Genomic DNA, 21,730 nt, shown 5'->3' on the forward strand with positions numbered 1-21,730 from the left:
CATGTCTACCGCTTGACCTTTGCGTCTCGCGACGGAACGAATCGGCCGCCACGACTGGCAGCCAATCTAGTCCGTTTGGTAGCGACAGCGTTGACCCAGCGAAATTAACAAAACCATAGCGCTCAAATTTTATGTGCGATATGGTTTGCATAGTCTTCACGGAATCATTTAAAATTGAAACAATTTCAAACTGCTCTCGACGGCTATAGCCTTGTTACCGCGCAGTCCATCTCGGAACACACGAGATCATCGGTTAACAATCTTACAACCGAACAACTCAAAGAGGGCGAAGCCGAACTCGCCCTTATTCTGTCCCTGACACAGCAGGCATTCGAGGCCAATTCTCCCGTTCAAGGCATCATGAAAACCTTGACGGAGCGGCTGCAGGCACTGAGGAACAAGTCGACGCCTGTAGTCTGGGAACGCCTTGCGTCCCTTGCGCAGACACACCCCGTCACGTCATTTTTGCTCCAGGATCCCCTGACGCGATGGTCCTTCGAGAAGCCGCGAGGTTACAGCGGCGACGCCTATCTGCTGGATTTCATCTACGAGCACCCGACCGTTGCCGCACAGGTGAAGGAAGCATCGGCGCTCGGCGCCGAAGTTTACGATTTCACCCGGAGAGCGGCATCCGCGGTGGCCGTGCGCGAGAGACGTGACATTCTTGCGGCTCATGTCGATGAGCTGGCTGCCGCAAACAGCGATGCGGAAGTCCTGGCAATCGCCGCCGGGCACCTTCGCGAGGCAGAGCTTTCCCATGCCCTGCGGAGCGAGAGGCTCAAGCGCTGGGTCGCGCTCGATCAGGATCCCATCAGCGTCGGGACCGTCAGCTCGAACTACCACGGAAGCCGTGTCGAGGCGATCAACGGCTCCGTTCGCACGATCCTCGGCCGGGCGCAGAAGCTCGGAACATTCGACTTCATCTACGCGGCCGGGCTCTACGACTATCTGGCGGAAAACGTTGCCGTGAAGCTGACGGAACGCTGCTTGCAGATGCTGAAACCCGGCGGCAAGTTTCTTCTCGCGAACTTCGCAAAAGACATCGGCGTTGAAGGTTATATGGAAACCTTCATGAACTGGCCGCTGATATGGCGAACCGAAAGAGACATCTTGGCGATCATCGACAAGCTCAAGCACCCGCTTGCCGATAGTTCCGTCACGCGCGGCGAAAACGGCGGCGTCATCTACGCGGTTCTGACCGTGTAGAACGCCCGATTCTTTGAATGACAACCCCAGGCTTGCGCGCCGAAGGTTCCAAGTCATTCAGTCAATGTGTGGGCTAGGCCGCTTTGTGGATTAGTCGACACAGGCGAGATGCCAGGAATAGCAGGGGATGGGCCAGGAAAATTGCGGCTGGTGTCGCAAGTATCGCTGTTTCCCGATCGAACCCGTATTCGCGCAGCAGGTAACCCGACAGCAAGAACGGCCCATTCCAAAAAGCGGCGCCCATATAGGTCGCGATGATGAAGCCGGTTGATGGCATGGCGAGAACCCCGGCGGGAAATGCCGCATAGACCCTGACAGCGGGGAGAGTCTGACTGGCAAGGGTCAGCCAGAATCGGTGACGACGATACCGATCCTTAAGCTGCCAGTATCGTTCGCTCCGGACGCGTAGAAGGCTCCCCGCGCGCAGAGCAAGAGCGTCGCCGCGATCGGGCCCGAACCATCGTCCCAGCCCGTACCAGAACAATGAACCCGCGGTTGATCCGGCTGCGGTGACGGCGATCGCCCACGGCAAAATGGGCAAGGCAGGCACGCCGTATATTCCGAGCATGATGAACATGCCGCCGGACGGTATGATAGGCACGAGCTTTTCCATCGTTGAACATAGCGCGAGGCCAAGCAGCCCCCACCCGGCCAGAGCGGGCATGAAATTGAAGAGTTGGGATGGGGCATTCATCTTGGAGCCGCCGATAGTCTTGGCGGCCTGCGCCTGATGATTTTATAGACCCTGGCGGGCGGAAAGTTGCGCAAGACCTGGCCATGCAGCGTTGCCTTGAAACCGAACCGGTCGAGCAACCGGTACGAAACAGGACAGCGAACCCCGTAGGTAAACTGATACAGAGCGCCGCCTTCGCGCAGTCGGGACGAGACGCCAGTCAGAATTGCGACGACCGCTTTTGGCGACATGTTCAAGAGCGGCAGTCCGCTGATTGCGCATCCGAACAACACGTCCTCGGGCAAGTTGTGCGCGCCGAGCCTTGCCGCATTCGCGCAGAGAACGTGAGCTTCAGGGAACCGCACTCGAAGCATGCCGGCAAAGTCGGAGGCGAACTCCACCAGCGTCAGGTCCTTCTGATGTACGCCGCGAGCGAGCAGGGCCTCCGTAAAGACGCCGGTCCCGGGTCCGAGTTCGAGAACGGGGCCATCGGAAGGATCCACCTCATTCGTGATGAGATCAGCCAGCATCGCGCCTGACGGTAGCATGGCACCGACCATCCGCGGGTTGGATAACAGCGTTCGTAGGAACAGCAATGTATTGGACATGAGATTCCGCCTGCGTGACCGAGAGATTCGGCCTTTCCGGACACCGTCTAGGCGCATCCGATTGCAAGAACATTGCACCGAGAACCTGGCACCCTGCCCTATTCGGCCAAGGGGAAACTCAGCCTGAAGACTGCGCCGCCTCTGGGACCTTCCATGACGTAGACCTCTCCCCCGTGCAGCAGGGCGATTTCCTGAACGAGATTGAGACCGAGGCCAAACCCCTTGCCGCGACTCTCCAGGCGATGAAACGGCTCGAAGATGCGGCACCGTTCATCCGCCGGAACACCCAGGCCTTCGTCGGTCACGGTGATGCCGGTCGCGCGGCCGACATGCACCGTTATGCCGCCGCGCCGGCCCCCGTGGTGGATCGCATTCTGCACAAGGTTAGTGACGGCGCGTTCGAGCGCCACGCGATCGCCGAATATTTCGACCGCATCTTCGTCTGCCTGGAAGCAAGGTTCGTAATTGGCGGCAATGGCAAGCGGCGCCAGTTCGGAGACGACGTGCCGCGCGACATCCACGAGGTTGATCAAAGTCGGCTCGAACCGATAATTGAGACGCTGCAGATCGAGAAACTGTTCGGCAAGCGTCGCAAGCCGGACCGTATCCTCGAAGAGGCGTTCCTTCAGCGGGCTTGGCGGCAAACCGTCCAACCGCGCCTGCAGGATTGCAAGGGGAGTGCGCCACTCATGGGCAAGATGGGCAAAGAGGCGCTTCTGCCGTTCATAGCCTTCGTCCAGCCGGGCAAGCGCATCGTTGACGGCGCCGACGAGCGGTAAAATCTCTCTTGGAACATCTTCGTCCGGCAGGCGCGTCCCCTGACGATTGATATCGATTTCCTCCGCACGTGCCACGGCACTGTCGAGCGAGGAGAATGCCCGACGAACCACGAGCGGCGCCGCGACGAGAGTGGCGATCGCGGTGACGACGAGCAGCGGCAGGAGAGCGCTGAAAAACACGATGCTGGCCGCCGCAATAACGCGGGACGTCGACACGCTGCCATCGACGCCTGTCAGGATTTGCACCTCGCCGACCGGAGAGTGCACCCATTGGAGCCGGGCGGCGGGCACGAGGTTTCCTCCAAGATTGCTGCCGAAGCGCGCCTGGCCGATGCCATCAAGCGCACCACCGATGCTCGCATAGGCCTGCGGTACGACACCGGCGGCGATCGTCGCACCGCTGCGATCCCTTACGACGAACCAGAGACCCGGCAGTTCGGCGCGTCGCGCGGCCAGCGCCGATGTCTGGCTGAGCGTTAAAGCGCCGTTCTCTCCTCGTGCAATGGACTGTGCGATTGCGTCGATTGTCTCGTCTTCCGGCTGGAGCGAGACAAAGCTTCCGGTCACCCAGAGCGCGGCAACGATGAGGATCGCAAGCACGGTCAAAAAGACCGCCTGAAGCGAGGAAAGGCGCCAAACCAGCTGCCATCGCAATGAAGGCTGACGGAGGCTCATGACGTCTGCTTCATGAGATAGCCGATGCCTCGAACGGGATGGATCTCAAGGCCGGCGCCAACGGCGGCGAGCTTTCGACGCAGACGGGAAATATGCGCATCGAGCGTGTTGGACTGGATATCATCGATGAAACCATAAACGGCCTCTTCGAGCATATGCCGCGGAACCGTGCGGCCGATGCGGCGTGCCAGCGCCTCGAACACAAGCAGTTCCCGGCGCGGCAATTCGAGCCGGCGGCCATCGACCTGCGCTTCATGGCATCCGAAATCGTAGGACATCCGGCCGAGGCTCACCACGTCGGCCCGGATGTCACCGGGTCGGCGCATAATCGCACGCAAGCGTGCCAGGAGTTCTTCAATCGCGAAAGGCTTGACGAGATAATCGTCAGCGCCAATATCGAGGCCGTCGATGCGGTCGTCGAGCTGGCCGCGTGCCGTCAGTACGATCACGGGTGCACTGATACCGCTCGCACGAAGTTTGGGAATGAGCGAAAGGCCGTCTCCATCCGGGAGCTGACGGTCGAGCAGGACGACATCGTAAAGAATGTTTCTTGCTGCCTCCTCCGCATCGCCCAGCGTCGACATATGATCGACAACGGCATCGCGGGCTCCCAACGCAGCACACAGCGCCGACGCCATTTCAGGCTCGTCCTCAAGCAACAGAATCCGCAATGCTCCACCCCTGCGCAGAAATCAATGCAATTGCATAGGCGCATTGCAGGAACATTGCGACCGGTACTTGGCGGACACAAACGGGTGCGATGCAAAGCTGGTCCATATGGGGAAGTGCAGATAGCTCTCCCCCGCATGGTTCTCGGTAAGCCGCGATGCACGGTCTCATTCAATGACCTTCTCGGCATGGCCTCGCCTGCGGTTCAGGTCTAACCGAAGCGGCGCAGATGCAGCGGCAGGAAATTGGGATGGCCCAGACTATCCTCTCGCTCGGGAAGGCCTATGTCGCGAAGCTGGGAATTCGAAAGCTCCGCAACCTGCATGCGTGTTTGCCTCTGCCTCCAGGCGACAAGCAACAAGGCACGCGCGGTTCTCCATGCGCCGAATTTCTGATACAGTTCGTTGACCGTCGCCGTTAAGTTATCGGCAACTAATAATTGTGATTGCGTCATTGTCTTTTCCTGGCGCGATCGTACGGCCAGGTCCTCTTGAAGCTCGACCAGCTTGAGGAGCAGGCGCGCGGAAAACGCGCCGAACCATTCCGTCAGCAAGTCACATCGGTTTAACGGGAAAACGCCTAAGGGGCGGCAGATAAAGCTTTTTACGGCTTTAAATAAGTGATCGTCGTGCCATTGGTGCTGCACACACCGAGGCCATCGAGATCAATCCGCCAGAGACGTAAGTAAACATTCGCATATGATGCATTTGACGCCTCCTCTGTTTGATTTGCGGATAAGTGTATCATACGCAAGATGTTCGAATCGGCAACCCCACAATTTCGAATTGCAGGCATCCGGCTCTATCTGTTGCATCGATGCAACAGATAGAACGCTAATTATTTAGTCGGCTAATTAATCTAACTGGAGATCATGAAGCAATCGCAATCTTCAGATCGGGAATCTTTGATCTCCAGGTTCCGCTAGAACGAATTGACGATACCGCCGCCGGTGCGCATCTGCTGAACCATGATATGAGCATGGTAATGCATCGCGCACTTGATCGCATAGATCTGCAGGATCACCGGAGAGCGGCGATACCACAGCAGCTTGAGAAGCCGCCGCCGGTAAGTGGCGCGCAGGTCCGCCTCCTTCACCCGCCGCATCAATCTTATGAAGATGCCGATTGCCTCCAGCGCCCATGTTGCGTTGAGAGCAAGCAGGCGCAGCGGATGACGACGCAGATGACGTAAGCGGGTACTTTCCGGCTCGATGCGGGCATCGATATAGAGCGCATCCAGGCGGTCGAAATAGGCGCCCGGCTCATGCAGGTCGCTCAAGACGGACAGATATCCATCCCGCAGCGTTTCGCGGGAGAGATTGAGGGGAATGACATTCGTGCCGAAGGCAGGCGGATCGTCGTGATCGAGCCGCCCCTCCTTGGCAAGGCGCGCGTAGAGCGGCGTCTTCGGAATAGCGGCGAGCATGCCGATCATGGCGTTGACGATGCGCGCATCTTTGATGAAGACGCGCTGCGCATCGAAAATCGTTGCATCGTCACTGTCGAAGCCGAGGATCATGCCGCACCAGACTTCCATGCCTGTCTGCTGGACAGCGTGGATCTTGTCCAGCATCGTTCCGCCCTTGCGCAGGTTCTGCAGCTTCTTGGTTTCGCGCAATGCCTCCTCGTTCGGCGTCTCGACGCCGATGAAGACCACCCGGATATTGGCGTCGACCATCAGCTGCATCAGCTCCGCGTCATCGGCCAGATCGATCGACGCTTCGGTCAGAAACGTCATCGGATAGTGATGTCGCTCCTGCCAGGCGACGACATCACGCAAAACCTCCTTGATCGCCTTCTTGTTGCCGATCAGATTGTCGTCGACGATAAAGGCCGTATCCATGCCGGACGCCAGCAAAGCCTCCATTTCGGCGATGACCTGGGCGCTGGTCTTGATGCGCGGCTTACGCCCGAAAACGACGATGATGTCGCAGAAATCGCAGGTAAAGGGACAGCCGCGCGAGAACTGGATGCTGCCGACGGCATACTCATCCATTTTCAGCAAATCGAAGCGCGGCACCGGCACCGTGCTCATATCCGTCTTGTCGGTCTGTTCGTAGCGTCGCGCATGAGAGCCTTGCTGCCATTCGAGCAGGAATCTCGGCCAGGTCTCCTCCGCCTCGCCGATGAAGGAGACATCGACGAGATTGCCGAAATAGTCCTCCTTGACCGTAACCCAAGGCCCGCCGACGACGGTGAAGCAATTGCGTCGTTTAAGCTCGGTCAGGATCTCCGTCATGCGGAAACGCTGGACGATCATCCCCGTCAGCGCGACGATATCAGCCCTCTCGCACAGGCCGTAATCGATCGGTTCGATATTCTCGTCCACCAAGGTGATGATATGCTCCGCAGGCGTCAGTGCTGCCAAGAGAGGCAGGCAGGCCACCGGAAGGTTAGCCTTCACATCAAACAGCGGCAGAGCGTGTTCCATGCCCCAATAAGAGGTTTCGAAACGCGGATTGATGATGACGATATGAGCCATTGAATGGTCCGCTCCACGATTTTGAAGATCCGGTTCGGTATGCACTAGGGCCGTATGTCATTCGCAGCTGCCTTCGGTTGCCTTGGGCGTGGAAAGCAGGTTCTTTCGGCATTAAGACGGTAGTATTAGCAGTCCTATATGAGCTCAGGATTAATTTCTCGGCGACATGCCAACGGCGACGGGCCGCGATTTTTGGCTGCCATTGGTCCGAGGATCGGCATATTTTAAGGGATTTCGTCACCGCGCGCTCCTCGCCTGAACCCTCCAAATCCCATTCAGCTCGCCAATTGAAAGAATTCAGGCACGGCAATGTCGAAATCGCTAAGGCTCGATCGTCTTTATTCCAAAGGTGACGCGAGGGATAAATGTGAGATCCTTGACGTCGCGGGTCGAGCTGAAGGAGTTGCGAGAGATGAATTCCTCCTATCGTTGGGTGATCGTCGGCGCCGGTGCACTGATGAGCTGCGTCGCACTCGGCGCGATGTTTTCCTTGGCGATCTTTCAGGTGCCGATCGCTGCCGACACAGGCTGGTCGCATGCCGGTATCGCCGCTGCGATGACGCTGAATTTCCTGGTCATGGGGTTGGGTGCCTTTGCCTGGGGTGCGGCAAGCGATCGCTTCGGGGTGCGGATCGTCGTCCTCGTCGGGGCGCTGCTGCTCGGGCTTGCGCTCGTATTGGCAAGCAGAGCCGGCTCGCTTCTTCAGTTCCAGCTGACCTACGGCATTCTGGTCGGTCTTGCCGCCAGCGCCTTTTTCGCCCCCATGATGGCAGCAACGACCGCGTGGTTCGAGGAGGGCAGAGGCCTCGCCGTATCGCTGGTGTCTGCCGGCATGGGCGTCGCGCCGATGACCGTATCGCCCTTCGCCCGCTATCTCATTTCGGCCTACGACTGGCGCTTTGCCATGATGGTGATCGGCATCATGGCATGGGCGCTGCTGATACCGGCCGCGCTGCTGGTGCAAAGCGCACCTGTGCCTGCAGACGCCGGCGCCAGCTCCGAGGGAGGACCGACGGAGGAAAAAAGCCTGCCGCTCGGCCGGATCTTCCGCTCGCCGCAGTTCATCGTCCTTGGGGCAACCTTCTTTGCCTGTTGCGCGGCTCATTCCGGCCCGATCTTCCACATGGTCAGCTATGCGACGATCTGCGGCGTGACGCCGATGGTCGCCGTCAGCATCTACAGCGTCGAAGGGCTGGCGGGTCTCGGTGGCCGCCTCCTTTACGGCACGCTCGCCGACCGGCTGGGCGTCAAGCCGGTTCTGGTCGCCGGCCTTCTGGTGCAGGCGGCAGCACTCGCCACCTACCTTCTGGTCAGCGAACTCGGCCAGTTCTATGCGCTGGCGGTGATCTTCGGAAGCGCTTATGGCGGCGTCATGCCGCTTTATGCGGTGCTGGCGCGGGAATATTTCGGGCAGCGTGTCATTGGAACGGTCTTCGGCGCCGCCTCGATGTTATCGAGCATCGGCATGGCCGCCGGGCCGCTGATCGGCGGCTGGATATTCGATACGTTCGCCAACTATTCCTGGCTCTTCATCGGCTCGTCCATGGTGGGACTGGGCGCGGCGGCCATTGCCCTTGCCTTCCCGCCCATGCAACGCCTGCGGATGCAAACCGCATGATATAGGCCGACATTCACGCTGTGCGGAAATCACCAATAATGCACGCGGGAACGGCGCGCCGCCGAGCCTAGCAGGCCCCTTGGTCCGCCTCTCCGCATTTCGAGAGAATCTCGTCGACAACGACGTCGAGCGGCGCTGTGGCGTCGATTACGACACCGCACGCCGGAATATCCTCTTTCGTTGCATGCAATCGCGCAATCAGCTTCCGTTCGCCCGGCTTTCCGCCAAACTCGTCTTCTGGTCTTTGGACAAGCCGTCGGTTCAAGGTGTCGAGATCGACGTCGAGGACGAAGACCCCATCAAACAAATCGATAAAGCGGGCGAAATTTCTAGAGCCGCCGCAGAAAAAGGAGATCGCGTTGCGTTGATCAGCGATCATGGATTCGACCTTGCCTACATCCCAAATATGGTGCTCGTGCCCCCATCTGGCACTGTCCGTCATGGTGTCGTGGGCAAGCCCATCCAGGGGTTCACCAGTCTCGGGATCGCCTAGATAGGATAACTCCCGGTCACCGTGGATGACGTGGTAGCCGCGCCGTTGCAGTTCTTCAGCCACCGTGGTTTTGCCGGTGCCGGAAACGCCTTCAATCAAATAGTTTTTGATGCCCATTACCTGCCGCCGTTCCGGCAACCGGTGATCAGCCATGCGCGCGAATCGAACTGAATTCCGTGGGGCGTCTGGTGGGCCTCAAGCATATCGAGCAGCCGCGCCCGTATTTCGGCCGTCTCGACGGGACGATTGAGAGCCTTCTCGACATTTTCAAATGTCTGAACAGTCGCCAATGCGGTCTCAGGATTCGGACCGTAGAACACAGGCTCGTTGATTTCACGAAACTCGATGGCGGTGAACCCGGCCGTTTCGAGCAGCCCCGACGTCACGGAGGGTTCGCTCAGCGAAAAGGCTTTGCTGGCCGCAACCGGACGAGTTGAATTCGGGTTAAGCGCCTCATGTATAGCCGTGGCCCACTCATTGCGGTCTCCGCCCTGCCAGACCATGAAGACGAAACGCCCACCCGGCCGTACGGCGTTGGCGATGTTGGCGAAAGCCGCCGCCGGATCGGCGAAGAACATGACGCCAAATCGACTGATGCAAAGGTCGAATTCCCCTTCTGCGAAGAAATGGTTCTGTGCATCCGCCACTTCGAACGTAGCATTGGGTAACCCCTCCTCGGCGCTGCGCCGGCGGGCAATCTCCAGCATCCTGACGGACAGGTCGATTCCGTGTGCTCGTCCTGTCTCAGCAGCGCGGGCGGCGTCACGTGTGGTTTGTCCGGCGCCGCAACCGATATCGAGCACACTATCAGACCGCCCAACCGCGGCGGCGACCCGAAAATGCGCGTTGTGGCGAGCAAGCTCGGCATCATAGAAATCTGCGAAATTCAACGCTGCTTCTTCAGCCATCACCTATCCCTCCAAAACGAAATTCATGATGGCCGCCGGTGGAGGCCGTTCGAGGTAGCCGCCGAGCCGCACCTCTCCGTCGCTCGTCTCGTATTCAACCGAACCATCCGGCCTGACTGTAAGCACCGGATCTGGAACCGTATGCCAAGCAACCTCGCCCATGCCCGCTGGGATGCGGGTGAGGCGGACGCGGGACGCCTGACGACTGGCCGAAACCTCGAACGGCACTGCAACGGGGTGCACCGACCTCGTCGTCGTCGGCAATTCGACTTCGTCGAAATGCGACTCGCCATCCGGGGTGGCATAGATGCGCAGGCACTTCATTGCAGCTGACTCCTTTTGGTTCGCCATGCTGAAACGATCCGCTATTGGCGGATATTGTTGAATAAGCCCAAAATCGGGGCTCGCCGAAAGCCCGCCATTTTGCGATTTGAGCGAATGTTGCCGTTCGATGCTATCCCGACCCTGCTACACCTTGCCCGCCATCTCAACGATCAGCCGGGAAAATGCCTCGGGTATAAAAGCACAGCTGAGGTATTCATGGCAAAGTTGCAAGAGGAGCTTTGACCCCCTACCCTAAACGGCGGCGTGATGCACTTGGGTTAGCTTCTCCAAATTCGGCCTCGTATGTCCGACAGCAAATCGCCACAAAGAACGATCTGGTTGGCAGGGAGCCCTATGACCGAAACCTTTGACGCCGGACTCCGACGCACCGTCCTTATCGTTGCTCTTCTTAACCTCGGATATTTCGGGGTAGAGTTCGCCATCGCACTCAAAATTGGGTCGGTGTCATTGTTTGCTGATAGCGTCGATTTTCTCGAAGACGCTTCGGTCAATCTGCTGATTGTTCTTGCAATGGGCTGGTCCCTCAAAGCTCGGGCTAGGGTCGGCATGGCGCTTGCCGGTATCCTTCTTATTCCAGCCCTCGCGATGGTGTGGGCGCTGTGGAGCAAGTTCAATACGCCGGTGCCGCCTGAGCCGTTCGCCTTGTCGATGACAGGCGGCGGGGCGCTGCTCGTCAATCTGTCATGCGCCTTCATGCTGGCACGATTTCGCAGCCATAGTGGAAGCCTCACGCGAGCAGCTTTTCTATCCGCCCGCAATGACGCTTTCGCCAATGTCGCAATCATCCTTACAGGCCTTGTCACAGCCTATACATTGTCGGTGTGGCCTGACGTCGTTGTCGGGATCGGCATTGCAATCATGAACGCTGATGCCGCCCGTGAAGTCTGGGAAGCTGCGCGGGAAGAACACAAAGCCGCCGACCTGGTCCCATAATGGGGCGTATGCGTAAAACGTGCAGATGACCGCTCCAGGCGCGATCCCGGCAATCTCATAGTCGCTGGGCGGGTTGACGGCATTTGCTACACAATTCCGCGCGTTTCCTGATGCCTTACGCACAGTTTTCCATAAGCGACTGCGGTTGCAGGCATTGCAATTTTCAATTTTTAGCCAACACTCGCAAATGCATCAGGTGCGTGCTCTCCTGGGGGAGGAAATCCGGAGAGCACCCACTGGCGCGACTTTCCGCCGCGAGCCGGCTGGAAGGTCCTGCGGAATGTCATCGTGGGGGACATGAGACGGGTCTTTTGACTGTGTCCCTGGTGCAATTGGGAGGATTGAGTAATGGCAACCACATCCGTGGCTGAGACGACTGGTCGAGGAGGCATGACCAGGGAAGAGAAGAAGGTCATCTTTGCCTCTTCGCTCGGCACAGTGTTCGAATGGTATGACTTCTATCTCTATGGATCCTTGGCCGCCTTCATCGGCGCCGCCTTCTTCAGTGACTATCCGGAGGCAACCCGCAACATCTTTGCCTTGCTCGCTTTCGCCGCAGGGTTCCTCGTCAGGCCGTTCGGTGCCTTGGTCTTCGGGCGGATCGGCGATCTCGTCGGCCGCAAATACACCTTCCTGGTCACCATTCTCATCATGGGCCTCTCGACCTTCCTGGTCGGTATCCTGCCCGGCTCGGCCAGCTGGGGCGTCGCTGCCCCGGTCATTCTGATTGCGCTGCGCATGCTGCAGGGCCTGGCGCTCGGCGGCGAATATGGTGGTGCGGCGACCTATGTCGCCGAACATGCACCCAATGACCGGCGCGGCTTTTACACATCATGGATCCAGACCACGGCAACGCTCGGGCTCTTCCTGTCGCTCATCGTGATCCTGGTGGTGCAGAATTGGCTCGGCAAGGATGCGTTTGCTGCCTGGGGCTGGCGCATTCCCTTCATCCTGTCCTTTATCCTTCTCGGTATTTCGGTCTGGATCCGGCTATCCCTCAGTGAATCGCCAGCCTTCAAGAAGATGAAAGAAGAGGGCAAGGGCTCAAAGGCGCCGCTGTCGGAAGCCTTCGGACAATGGAAGAACGCCCGGATTGCCTTGCTTGCCCTGTTCGGCCTCACCGCCGGTCAGGCTGTCGTATGGTATGCGGGGCAGTTCTATTCGCTGTTCTTCCTGCAGAACGTGCTGAAGGTCGACGGTCAGTCGGTCAACATCATGATCGCCATAGCGCTTCTGATCGGCAGCGGCTTCTTCGTGTTCTTCGGCTGGCTGTCCGACAAGATCGGCCGCAAGCCGATCATCATGGCAGGTCTTGCCCTGGCAATCCTCACCTATTTCCCGCTGTTCAAGGCATTGACCCACGCGGCAAATCCGGCGCTCGCCCAGGCTGAACAAACCATCCGCGCCGTTGTGACGGCCGCCCCCGGCGATTGCACCTTCCAGTTCAATCCGGTCGGCACGGCCAAGTTCAACAATTCGTGCGATATCGCCACGTCTTTCCTGTCGAAATCATCGGTTCCCTATACGGTTGCCGATGGGCCGGCCGGGCAACCCGCAACCATCAAGATCGGTGACGCGACCGTGACATCTTATGATGCCACCGCAGCCGGGACCGGTGCGACGGCCAAGAGCGCCTCATTCGCACACGATATGAACCTTGCCTTGCAGAAGGCCGGTTTCCCGCTGGCACGCGATCCCGCCAAGGTGCCGGATGCCAAGCTCGATGGCTTCATTGCCGCAAACCCCGAACTCGGGCTCAATGCGGCAACGGTTCGGGCTGGCGACAAGACCGTCACGCCCGTTGCCGATCTCGTCAAGGCGAAGCTTCTAACGGCGGACCAGGCCGCCGGCGCAACCGAGATGCCGGTCTACACCGTACCCAGTGGCGGTGCCTTCAAGATGGTCGCCGATCCCTCGGCGATCAACTGGCCTCTGACCATCGCCATTCTGACCGTTCTCGTCATTTACGTGACCATGGTCTACGGCCCGATCGCCGCAATCCTGGTGGAGATGTTCCCGACCCGCATCCGCTATACCGGCATGTCCTTGCCCTATCATATCGGCAACGGCTGGTTCGGCGGCCTGCTTCCGGCAACGGTCTTTGCGATGAGCGCGGCCAAGGGCGATATCTACTATGGGCTGTGGTATCCGATCGCGATCGCCGCGATGACCTTGGTCATCGGCGTTATCTTTATCCGCGAAAGCAAGGGCGTCGATCTCAACGCCATCAAGTAGCGGCACGGAGAGCAATAAAAGAAGGCCCGACCTCCACCCCAAGTCGGGCCTTCCTCGCCGGTTCAATTTCGGCATGAACCGAGTCTGCGAACGACGCCCCCGCCTGCTGGAAAGGATCACAATCCGGCAGCCACTTCCTGGACGAAATCCAGAAAAGCCCTGACCTTCGCCGGCGGAAGATGGCGGGAGGGGTGATAGGCATAGAGCGGAAAGAGCTCTTCCGACCATTCAGAGAGGATCGGCACGAGTTCGCCCCGTGACAGGAAGGGCGCCAGGCCGATCGCCAGACTTTGAAAAATGCCGTTGCCCGCCAGGCATGCGGAAATGGCAACCGAAGGGTCGTCCAACACCAGGCGACTGCGCAGCCTGATCTCAACCAACTCGTCTCCTCGCTGGAATTCCCAAGGGAAGGGAACGCCGGTTTGCGGATCGCGAAAGAGAAGCGCCTCGTGATGGGCAAGATCGTGCGGCGAGCGCGGTTCGCCCTGCCTTTCAAGATAGGCCGGCGAAGCAACCGTCAAAACGCGGGTTTCCAGCAGCTTGCGCACGATCAGAGACGATGCGTCCGGCGGCCCGAAGCGCACCGCCACATCGACACTCGCCATCATCTCCTCGCGGTAGTTGCTGGTCGAGAAATCCACTGACAGCAGGGGATAGCGGCTCAGGAACCGATGCAGCTCGGAGGCAAGCGCCATGCGCGCAAACCATGGATCCACCGAAACGCGTAACCGGCCGCCTACGACCGCAGCCGCGTCTGCCGCCTCGGCGGCGGCCTCGTCCAGCCCCGTCAGCAGCGGCATGACCCGTTCGTGAAAGCGTCGTCCCTCTTCGGTAAGGCTGACCTCGCGGGGATTGCGATCGAAGAGGCGCACGCCGACCCGCGCCTCCAGGCGCGCTACCGCCCGGCTCACGCCCGATGGCGTCAGGCCGAGGATCTCGGCGGCGCGCGCAAAGTTTCCCGCTTCGGTAACCGCCGCGAGGACGCCGACGCCGGTCAGAAGCCGCGTATCGAAAGCCATTCGATGCCATTCCTTTCATCGCGTATTGCTCCCATAGTTGCAGGGCGCTTACAGTGACTGAATATCATCATAGCACTGATCTTAATGCGCACGAATCACGTCGTGCCCTAGCTTACAACCGATGTCCTGGTGACGACATCAGGACATAAAACATTGCGTAGCGGCCAAGATGGAGCGATCGTGAGGAGCGGTTTGCGGCAATTATGTCCGTCACAACGCTCTCACAGCTCCATGCTAAGCCTGCACAATTTCGAAGAATGCCCCACCGTTTGAACAAGGGAATTTCCTGCCATGACACCTCCTCGCCGCGTCACGGCTCTTGCCGCCTCATTCCTTCCCCTTCTTTTCGCTCCGGCCTTTGCCGACTCGGATGTGCTGTGGAAGATCGTTCATGACAGATGCGCGGTGCAAACCGCTCCGTGCCTCTCGGTAAACACCGCCGAACACTATGCGATGCTGAAGGACCTGAATGGTATCGCGCAGTTTCTTCTGATCCCCACCGACAAGATCACCGGCATCGAAAGCCCCGATCTCCTCAATCCGGCGACGCACAACTTCTTTGCCGATGCCTGGGCCGAACAAGGTGATGTCGATTCCAGATTGCCGCATGCGATCCCTCGCGACGGTCTGAGCTTGGCCGTCAACGCGCAGCAGGCCCGCTCGCAGAACCAGCTTCACATCCACATCGACTGCCTCAGCACGGATGCCCGCGCTGTCCTGAAGGCCGATGCCGATCGCGTCGGGACCGATTGGGCGCCGCTGCCGGATGCTATTGCCGGTCATCAGTTCACCGCGATCCGCGTCAAGGGCGAAACACTGGGCGACTTCAATCCATTCCTGGCGCTTGCCAAGACCCTGAAGGACCCGGCAAAGGACATGGGCGGTCACAATCTCGTCGTTGTCGGCGCCAACTTCGCCGAAGGCCCCGGCTTCATCGTTCTGACTGACGTCGCTAAACCCGGCATGGGCGGCGAGGATGTGCAGGATCACAGCTGCGCCATCGAGCATTGATGACGATAGCGGATGACCTCTGCGCGGCAACGCTAAAGATTTGAAACATGGGCCGTTTCCTTGCATGATCCGCTGCCTGCCGGTGGCAGGATGCGAAACCCACAGCCTGGAAACGAGCCCATGCCGAAGCCTACCGCCGATCAGATCGATGCCGTTCTTGCCCATGTCGACCGCACCATCGATCAAAGCCTGGGTCGGCTCTTCGACCTTATCCGCATTCCCAGCATCTCCACCGATCCTGCCTATGGCGATCATTGCCGCCGGGTCGCGGAATGGCTTTCCGCAGATCTGACGGCCATGGGCTTCGATGCGTCCGTCCGGGACACCACCGGCCACCCCATGGTGGTCGCTCACGACAAGGCGGCATCCGGGGCGCATGTGCTCTTTTACGGCCACTACGATGTGCAGCCCGTCGATCCCCTGGCGCTCTGGAACACCGATCCCTTCGAACCGGTATTGCAGCCGCTCGAAAACGGCGACACCGCCATCGTCGCGCGCGGCGCATCGGATGACAAGGGACAGCTGCTGACCTTCGTGGAAGCCTGTCGCGCCTGGAAAGCCGTGACAGGCGCCCTACCCATCCAGGTCAGCATGCTGTTCGAGGGCGAGGAAGAGGCAGGCAGCCCGAGCCTGGCTCCATTTCTCGATAGGACGGCCGCCGAGCTTGCCGCGGATACGGTTCTCGTCTGCGATACCGACATGTGGGACCATGACACGCCGGCCGTCACAACCATGCTGCGCGGCCTGGTCGGCCAGGAAGTCGAGGTGACCTGCGCCGATCGCGATCTGCATTCCGGCATGTTCGGCAATGCCGCGCGCAATGCATTGCAAGTCCTTGCGGATGTCGTTTCCAGTCTGCGCACGCCGGATGGCGGCGTGGCCATCGCCGGCTTTTATGACGGCACGCGGGAATTGCCGGATGCGGTTCGCAAGCAATGGCAGGCGCTACCCTTCGATGAAGAAGGCTTCCTTCGCGATATCGGCCTCAGCATCCCCGCAGGCGAGAAGAACCGCTCGATCCTCGAGCAGATCTGGGCGCGTCCGAGCTGCGAGATCAACGGCATGAGTGGAGGTTATACAAGCGCTGGTTTCAAAACGGTCATCCCGGCAAAGGCGAGCGCCAAGATCTCCTTTCGCCTGGTCGAGGGCCAGGATCCGATCGCCATCCGTGACGCATTCCAGGCGCATGTGCGTGCTCGTATTCCGGCCGACTGCTCGGTCAGCTTCAAGGACCATGGCTTGGCGCCCGCAACGACGATGCCGCTCGACAGCGCGTTTCTGCGCAAGACACTCGAAGCATTGAGCACGGAATGGCAGCGCGAGGCGGCACTGGCGGGAACTGGCGGATCGATCCCGATCATCGGCGAGTTCAAGCGGCGGCTTGGCTGCGATGCGCTATTGGTCGGCTTTGCCCGCTTCGACAACCGCGTCCACAGCCCGAACGAGAAATACGATCTCTCGAGCTTTCACAAGGGGATCCGATCCTGGGTCCGCATCCTGGCGGCCTTCGGCGATATATGATGCGAAGCCGCTATCATCGTGTTGCTCAGCCAATGATTTATGAATCTGGCTTCTAACTTCTATCGCGATTCACATACTAATCTTTTTGATGAGACAGCTTAAATATTGTAGGCTGGGGTTGTGAGCCTGAGCTATGCGTCATCCGGTTGTTGAGCATTCAGATCATCAAACGACGCACGGCGTTGAAGGTTCGCAATCGAAAGCCGCAGGAGGCATTTCATGAATCTTCAGATCAATAGTCAGTCGTACCAAGTCACCTCGGACGGAGACACGCCGCTCCTTTGGATCATCCGCGATGAACTTGGCCTGACAGGCACGAAATACGGCTGCGGGCTGGCGCAATGCGGTGCCTGTTCCGTCCTGGTGGATGGAGAAGTGGTGCGCTCATGCGTGACGCCACTGGACAGCGTCGTTGGTCGCCAGATCACCACGATCGAGGCCATCGAGAACGATCCCGTCGGCAAACGGGTGGTCACCGCCTGGGTCAAGCACCAGGTTCCGCAATGCGGTTACTGTCAATCGGGTCAGGTCGTCGCCGCAACGGCACTCCTCAAGGAGACACCCAATCCTTCCGACGAAGAGATCGCCGCGGCGATGATCAATCTCTGTCGATGCGGGACCTACAACGCGATCAAGGCGGCCGTCAAAGACCTCTCCTCGAAAGAAGGAGAAACGCTATGACCGAGTCCAACCGCAATCTTGTTCCCGAAGATGAATTCCCGACCGGATCTCCGGTCAACATCTCGCGGCGGCGCTTTCTCCTTGCCTCCGCCGGGGCTGCAACGGGCGCATTTGTCCTCGGCTTCGGCGTTCCGATCGGCACCGCACGAGCGCAGCAGGCCGCCGGCCCCATGCCTCCGGGCACGCGCGTCCCCGCGTTTCTGGAAATCCGCCCCGACAACACGGTCCGCTTCATGAGCCCGTTCGCCGAAGGCGGCCAGGGCGTCTTCACGGCGATGGCCCAGATCGTCGGCGAAGAGCTCGATGTCGATCCGAAAATGTTCGTGGTCGAGAACGCACCGACGGGTAACGACTATCTGGTCGTGCACGGCAAGATGCGCATCACCGGCGGCAGCATGTCGGTGCGCACGAGCTATGAGACCATGCGCAAGCTCGGTGCGCTCGCACGCAACATGATCCTGCAGGCCGCCGCCAAGCGCCTGGATGCGCCGATCGGCGAACTGACGACAGAGCCGGGCCGGGTGATCCATGCGGCGTCCGGACGCTCCCTTGCCTATGGCGAGGTCGCGACGGAGGCATTGGATCTTCCCGTGCCGGACCCTGCGAGCGTGGCGCTCAGGGACCCGAGCCAGTTCCGCTGGATCGGCAAGCCGGTCGAGCGTCTCGATGTCTATGACAAATCGACGGGCAAGGCGGTCTACGCGATGGACTGCAAGGTCGACGGCATGCTGCATGCCGCCGTCCAGCACGCCCCGCGCCTAGGCCTGATCGTCGGCCGTATCCGCAACGAAGACCAGCTTCGCGCGATGCCGGGCGTCCACTCCGTTCATAACCTGCAAGGCGCTGTTGGCGTCGTTGCCGAGCGGTGGTGGAATGCCAAGCGCGCCGCCGAAGCGGCTCAGGTCGATTGGAAAGAGCCCGGCCCGGATGCCGATCCCGCGTTTCGCCAGATGCCGGCGGATTTCTCTACCGCAGCCTTCAGCGATCGGCTGGCAAACGAGCCGGGCACCGGCAAGGACGCGGAGAATGTCGGCGATACCGCCGGGACTCTCTCGAGCGCTAAGACCGTCGTTTCGGCCACCTACAAGAGCCAGTATGTGCATCACGCACAACTGGAGCCGCCCTCGACCTTGGCACGCTTCAACCCGGACGGCACTCTAGAAGTCTGGATGCCCAACCAGGCGCCGGAGCAATTCCAGGCCGACATTGCCAAGCTGACCGGGCTCGACGCTTCGAAAATCACGGTCCACAGCCCGCTTCTCGGCGGCTTCTTCGGGCGCCATTTTCTCTATCCATCCGCCAACCCCTATCCCCAGGCCATCCAACTTGCCAAGGCGGTGGGGCGCCCGGTCAAGCTGATCTGGAGCCGCGAGGAGGAATTTCTGCGCGACCCGCTGCGCCCGATGGCCGCGGTGCGTTTCCGGGGCGCGCTCGACGCCAGCGGCATGCCCGTCGCGCTCGAAGCCATCAGCGCTTGCGAAGGGCCGACGGAAGGCGTTTTCGGCCATAAGGAGGACTCGCTGGATCCGACAGCCCTGGAGGGCCTGACCGGCAAGTCCTATGCCATCCCCAACTACCGCATCGCCCAGATCTACGTGAAAAATCCGACGATGCTCGCCTATTGGCGTTCGGTCGGCAATTCCATGAATGACTTCTTCTATGAGACATTTCTGGACGAACTGGCCGACAAGGGCGGGCAGGATCCATACGAACTGCGCCTAAAGCTGCTGCAGAAGAATGAGCGGCTGAGCAATCTGCTGAAGGCCGTCGGCGATCTCTCCGGCGGCTGGAAGCGGGGACCGTTCACCGCGGAAGATGGCTCGCGCCGAGCGCGCGGCCTCGCAATGGCGTCTCCCTTCGGCAGCCATACGGCGGCGATAGCTGAAGTCTCCATCCGCAACGGGCAGGTCGTCGTTCACGACGTCTGGGAGGCAATCGACCCCGGCAGCATCGTCAATCCGGCAATCATCGAAGCACAGATCAACTCGGCAACCGCTCTCGGATTATCGCAGGTGCTGATGGAGGAAGCCGTTTACAAGAACGGCGAGCCCGTGGCGCGCAACTATGATCTCTATCCGATCCTGCCGCCCGATCGCATGGCCCGCGTGCATGTTCGCATCATCGAAAGCGGGGCCGAGATGGGCGGCATCGGCGAGCCGGGTCTTCCCGCCATTCCTCCGGCGGTCGCCAATGCGGTTTCGACGCTGACCGGCAAGCGGATCCGCAGCATGCCGCTCTCCAACTACACGTTCGAAAGCTAGAGCGCAGCTCTCGCTGCGCAGCGCACGTTTCCGGCTCCCGGTCCATTTATCGGACGGGGAGCCGGAAATCAGCAAGCTGATCCGGTCTGTTCGGCGAAGCAGTCAATCGCGACTGGCTCCCGAATAGCCGAATACGAAACCCTCTAGCAAAGACGTGAGGCACCCTTGCGGAAATTTCTTCTGGTTCTTCTTTTGATCGTCGTGCTTGTCGCTGGCGGCCTCACATGGTTCGTCACCCGGAAACCGGCCTCCCCCTTCGACAATATCGCCGAGGCGCAGGCTCCAACGGAGCAGCTGCTTCAACAGGGCGAATATGTCGCGCGTCTGGGTGACTGCGTTGCCTGTCACAGCACTCCGAAAAGCGCCCCCTTTGCCGGAGGCCTCGAGATGGGGACGCCGCTAGGTTCCATCTTCACCACGAATATAACGCCGGACAAGGAAACCGGCATCGGCAACTATACGCTCGCCGATTTCGACCGCGCCGTTCGCCAGGGCGTGGCGCGCGATGGACAGCGTCTCTATCCGGCGATGCCCTACCCGTCTTACGTGAAGATGAGCGACGACGATATTCGGGCGCTCTATGCCTACTTCATGAACCGGGTCGAGCCGGTTCATCAGGCAAGCAGGCTTTCGGACATAAAATGGCCGCTGAACATGCGTTGGCCGTTGGCTCTGTGGAACGCGGTTTTCACAGAGGGCGGAACCTATCAACCCAAGACCGCCGGCGATAGCAGCTGGAACCGGGGTGCCTATCTCGTCCAAGGGCCGGGGCATTGTGGAAGCTGTCATACGCCGCGTGCGATAACCATGGCGGAAAAAGCGCTCGATGAAAGCAGCCCGCTCTACCTTTCCGGCGCTCTTCTCGACGGCTGGTATGCCCCGAGCCTGCGGGGCGATCCCAATACCGGTCTCGGCCGGTGGACCGAGGAGGACATCTACGCATTTCTCAAGAACGGCAGGAACGAGCACGGCGTCGTCTTCGGCTCGATGGCGGATGCCTTCAACAATTCGACGCAGTTCATGACCGACGACGACCTGAGGGCGATCAGCCATTATCTGAAATCATTGCCTGGGGATCCTGCCCGCGACGGGACGCCCTGGCAATATGTCAAGGCCGCCGCGGATAGCGCTTCCCTTCCTGCCCATCAAGACAACCCCGGCGCACAGACATTCGTGGCGAAATGCAGTTTCTGTCATGGTGTCGACGGCCGCGGAAAGGCGCCGTGGATTCCACCTCTGGCCGGATCGACCTCGTCGCTTGCGAAGGAAAACGCGTCCCAGATCAATGTCACCCTGAACGGCTCCGGCCGCGTCGTGGCGAATGGTATTCCGGACGCCTATCGCATGCCTCCGTTCAGACAGCAGCTTTCGGATCAACAGATCGCCGATGTCCTGACTTTCGTGCGCTCCTCCTGGGGAAATCAAGGGGGACCGGTTGTGGCAAACGACGTGAAAGCCCTGCGCACGCACACCGATCCGGCAAGCAGCAGTCCCATCGTGCTCCAAATGCGATAGATCTGCCGCCGAGCCCTCAAACAAGGTTGGGCGGAAAGGTCCGGTGAACTTTCCGCCTCATGTTGCTGTTCCGCAAGCTTGGCAGGCCGCGCTCGCCTC

The 21,730-nt window shown here is 59.9% G+C and carries 19 protein-coding genes; 9 read left to right on the plus strand and 10 right to left on the minus strand.

Features of this window, described 5'->3' with window-relative positions:
• Positions 1 to 174 precede the first annotated feature (174 nt).
• On the plus strand, positions 175 to 1,206 hold the full coding sequence (locus GA0061101_RS11515) for a class I SAM-dependent methyltransferase (RefSeq protein ID WP_037192879.1): 1,032 nt from the start codon (positions 175 to 177) through the stop codon (positions 1,204 to 1,206).
• Between the two features lie 73 nt (positions 1,207 to 1,279).
• Here the strand turns inward: GA0061101_RS11515 and GA0061101_RS11520 are convergent, their stop codons facing one another.
• From GA0061101_RS11520 to GA0061101_RS11545, 6 genes are all read right to left on the minus strand, one after another.
• A complete protein-coding gene (locus tag GA0061101_RS11520; RefSeq protein ID WP_051963320.1) occupies positions 1,280 to 1,900 on the minus strand; it encodes a DedA family protein in 621 nt (206 codons plus the stop codon).
• Positions 1,897 to 2,487 carry a class I SAM-dependent methyltransferase gene (locus GA0061101_RS11525; RefSeq protein ID WP_092573591.1) on the minus strand — a complete coding sequence of 197 codons (591 nt, stop codon included), beginning with the start codon at positions 2,485 to 2,487 and terminating at the stop codon, positions 1,897 to 1,899. The genes GA0061101_RS11520 and GA0061101_RS11525 overlap by 4 nt, the downstream gene beginning before the upstream one ends.
• A 98-nt stretch (positions 2,488 to 2,585) precedes the next feature.
• Positions 2,586 to 3,941 carry a sensor histidine kinase gene (locus GA0061101_RS11530; protein WP_037192881.1) on the minus strand — a complete coding sequence of 452 codons (1,356 nt, stop codon included), beginning with the start codon at positions 3,939 to 3,941 and terminating at the stop codon, positions 2,586 to 2,588.
• Complete coding sequence (locus tag GA0061101_RS11535) at positions 3,938 to 4,612, minus strand: response regulator transcription factor (RefSeq protein ID WP_037192883.1); 675 nt, start codon at positions 4,610 to 4,612, stop codon at positions 3,938 to 3,940. Before GA0061101_RS11535 ends, GA0061101_RS11530 begins: the two co-directional genes overlap by 4 nt.
• 209 nt (positions 4,613 to 4,821) lie before the next feature.
• Positions 4,822 to 5,163 carry a YjiS-like domain-containing protein gene (locus tag GA0061101_RS11540; RefSeq protein ID WP_425349993.1) on the minus strand — a complete coding sequence of 114 codons (342 nt, stop codon included), beginning with the start codon at positions 5,161 to 5,163 and terminating at the stop codon, positions 4,822 to 4,824.
• Positions 5,164 to 5,531: 368 nt separating this feature from the next.
• On the minus strand, positions 5,532 to 7,091 hold the full coding sequence (locus tag GA0061101_RS11545) for a radical SAM protein (RefSeq protein ID WP_037192885.1): 1,560 nt from the start codon (positions 7,089 to 7,091) through the stop codon (positions 5,532 to 5,534).
• A gap of 412 nt (positions 7,092 to 7,503) precedes the next feature.
• On the opposite strand from GA0061101_RS11545, the gene GA0061101_RS11550 reads away from it, so the two are divergent.
• Positions 7,504 to 8,709 carry an MFS transporter gene (locus tag GA0061101_RS11550; RefSeq protein WP_037192887.1) on the plus strand — a complete coding sequence of 402 codons (1,206 nt, stop codon included), beginning with the start codon at positions 7,504 to 7,506 and terminating at the stop codon, positions 8,707 to 8,709.
• Positions 8,710 to 8,776: 67 nt separating this feature from the next.
• Here GA0061101_RS11550 and GA0061101_RS11555 read toward each other — a convergent pair whose 3' ends face one another.
• The 3 genes from GA0061101_RS11555 to GA0061101_RS11565 are packed head-to-tail and all read right to left on the minus strand — an operon-like array spanning position 8,777 to position 10,434.
• A complete protein-coding gene (locus GA0061101_RS11555; RefSeq protein ID WP_037192890.1) occupies positions 8,777 to 9,319 on the minus strand; it encodes an AAA family ATPase in 543 nt (180 codons plus the stop codon).
• A complete protein-coding gene (locus GA0061101_RS11560) occupies positions 9,319 to 10,113 on the minus strand; it encodes a class I SAM-dependent methyltransferase (protein ID WP_081999521.1) in 795 nt (264 codons plus the stop codon). Before GA0061101_RS11560 ends, GA0061101_RS11555 begins: the two co-directional genes overlap by 1 nt.
• Positions 10,114 to 10,434 (minus strand): hypothetical protein, encoded by a 321-nt coding sequence (locus tag GA0061101_RS11565; protein ID WP_081938693.1) that lies wholly within the window; start codon positions 10,432 to 10,434, stop codon positions 10,114 to 10,116.
• Positions 10,435 to 10,788: 354 nt separating this feature from the next.
• On the opposite strand from GA0061101_RS11565, the gene GA0061101_RS11570 reads away from it, so the two are divergent.
• Together GA0061101_RS11570 and GA0061101_RS11575 are read left to right on the plus strand one after the other, a co-directional pair.
• Positions 10,789 to 11,388, plus strand: a complete 600-nt coding sequence (locus GA0061101_RS11570; RefSeq protein ID WP_037192894.1) for a cation efflux transmembrane domain-containing protein — start codon at positions 10,789 to 10,791, stop codon at positions 11,386 to 11,388.
• A 348-nt stretch (positions 11,389 to 11,736) separates the two neighbouring features.
• Complete coding sequence (locus GA0061101_RS11575) at positions 11,737 to 13,623, plus strand: MFS transporter (RefSeq protein WP_037192895.1); 1,887 nt, start codon at positions 11,737 to 11,739, stop codon at positions 13,621 to 13,623.
• 116 nt (positions 13,624 to 13,739) lie between these two features.
• On the opposite strand, the gene GA0061101_RS11580 is transcribed toward GA0061101_RS11575, so the two are convergent.
• Positions 13,740 to 14,642 carry a LysR family transcriptional regulator gene (locus tag GA0061101_RS11580; RefSeq protein WP_037192898.1) on the minus strand — a complete coding sequence of 301 codons (903 nt, stop codon included), beginning with the start codon at positions 14,640 to 14,642 and terminating at the stop codon, positions 13,740 to 13,742.
• A 291-nt stretch (positions 14,643 to 14,933) separates the two neighbouring features.
• Between GA0061101_RS11580 and GA0061101_RS11585 the strand changes: the two genes are divergently transcribed.
• The 5 genes from GA0061101_RS11585 (at position 14,934) to GA0061101_RS11605 (ending at position 21,631) form a co-directional block, all read left to right on the plus strand.
• Positions 14,934 to 15,653 (plus strand): CDP-diacylglycerol diphosphatase, encoded by a 720-nt coding sequence (locus tag GA0061101_RS11585; RefSeq protein WP_037192901.1) that lies wholly within the window; start codon positions 14,934 to 14,936, stop codon positions 15,651 to 15,653.
• 120 nt (positions 15,654 to 15,773) lie between these two features.
• Positions 15,774 to 17,174 (plus strand): M20/M25/M40 family metallo-hydrolase, encoded by a 1,401-nt coding sequence (locus GA0061101_RS11590; RefSeq protein ID WP_037192904.1) that lies wholly within the window; start codon positions 15,774 to 15,776, stop codon positions 17,172 to 17,174.
• Positions 17,175 to 17,393: 219 nt separating this feature from the next.
• Positions 17,394 to 17,855 (plus strand): (2Fe-2S)-binding protein, encoded by a 462-nt coding sequence (locus GA0061101_RS11595; RefSeq protein WP_037192906.1) that lies wholly within the window; start codon positions 17,394 to 17,396, stop codon positions 17,853 to 17,855.
• Positions 17,852 to 20,116 carry a xanthine dehydrogenase family protein molybdopterin-binding subunit gene (locus tag GA0061101_RS11600; RefSeq protein ID WP_037192908.1) on the plus strand — a complete coding sequence of 755 codons (2,265 nt, stop codon included), beginning with the start codon at positions 17,852 to 17,854 and terminating at the stop codon, positions 20,114 to 20,116. The genes GA0061101_RS11595 and GA0061101_RS11600 overlap by 4 nt, the downstream gene beginning before the upstream one ends.
• 165 nt (positions 20,117 to 20,281) lie before the next feature.
• The gene (locus GA0061101_RS11605; RefSeq protein ID WP_037192910.1) at positions 20,282 to 21,631 is read left to right on the plus strand and encodes a c-type cytochrome; all 1,350 of its coding nucleotides are present in this window, start codon (positions 20,282 to 20,284) and stop codon (positions 21,629 to 21,631) included.
• The last annotated feature ends 99 nt before the right edge of the window (positions 21,632 to 21,730 follow it).

This window comes from Martinezella lusitana (assembly GCF_900094565.1).
Classification (GTDB): Bacteria; Pseudomonadota; Alphaproteobacteria; order Rhizobiales; family Rhizobiaceae; genus Rhizobium; species Rhizobium lusitanum.

What these genes read in the sequence shown, in the direction of transcription:
- GA0061101_RS11575 (WP_037192895.1), top strand. Translation starts at nt 11,737, where the DNA reads ATGGCAACCACATCCGTGGCTGAGACGACTGGTCGAGGAGGCATGACC.
- GA0061101_RS11520 (WP_051963320.1), bottom strand. Translation starts at nt 1,900, where the DNA reads ATGAATGCCCCATCCCAACTCTTCAATTTCATGCCCGCTCTGGCCGGG.
- GA0061101_RS11525 (WP_092573591.1), bottom strand. Translation starts at nt 2,487, where the DNA reads ATGTCCAATACATTGCTGTTCCTACGAACGCTGTTATCCAACCCGCGG.
- GA0061101_RS11595 (WP_037192906.1), top strand. Translation starts at nt 17,394, where the DNA reads ATGAATCTTCAGATCAATAGTCAGTCGTACCAAGTCACCTCGGACGGA.
- GA0061101_RS11565 (WP_081938693.1), bottom strand. Translation starts at nt 10,434, where the DNA reads ATGAAGTGCCTGCGCATCTATGCCACCCCGGATGGCGAGTCGCATTTC.
- GA0061101_RS11530 (WP_037192881.1), bottom strand. Translation starts at nt 3,941, where the DNA reads ATGAGCCTCCGTCAGCCTTCATTGCGATGGCAGCTGGTTTGGCGCCTT.
- GA0061101_RS11600 (WP_037192908.1), top strand. Translation starts at nt 17,852, where the DNA reads ATGACCGAGTCCAACCGCAATCTTGTTCCCGAAGATGAATTCCCGACC.
- GA0061101_RS11555 (WP_037192890.1), bottom strand. Translation starts at nt 9,319, where the DNA reads ATGGGCATCAAAAACTATTTGATTGAAGGCGTTTCCGGCACCGGCAAA.
- GA0061101_RS11585 (WP_037192901.1), top strand. Translation starts at nt 14,934, where the DNA reads ATGACACCTCCTCGCCGCGTCACGGCTCTTGCCGCCTCATTCCTTCCC.
- GA0061101_RS11570 (WP_037192894.1), top strand. Translation starts at nt 10,789, where the DNA reads ATGACCGAAACCTTTGACGCCGGACTCCGACGCACCGTCCTTATCGTT.
- GA0061101_RS11545 (WP_037192885.1), bottom strand. Translation starts at nt 7,091, where the DNA reads ATGGCTCATATCGTCATCATCAATCCGCGTTTCGAAACCTCTTATTGG.
- GA0061101_RS11580 (WP_037192898.1), bottom strand. Translation starts at nt 14,642, where the DNA reads ATGGCTTTCGATACGCGGCTTCTGACCGGCGTCGGCGTCCTCGCGGCG.
- GA0061101_RS11590 (WP_037192904.1), top strand. Translation starts at nt 15,774, where the DNA reads ATGCCGAAGCCTACCGCCGATCAGATCGATGCCGTTCTTGCCCATGTC.
- GA0061101_RS11550 (WP_037192887.1), top strand. Translation starts at nt 7,504, where the DNA reads ATGAATTCCTCCTATCGTTGGGTGATCGTCGGCGCCGGTGCACTGATG.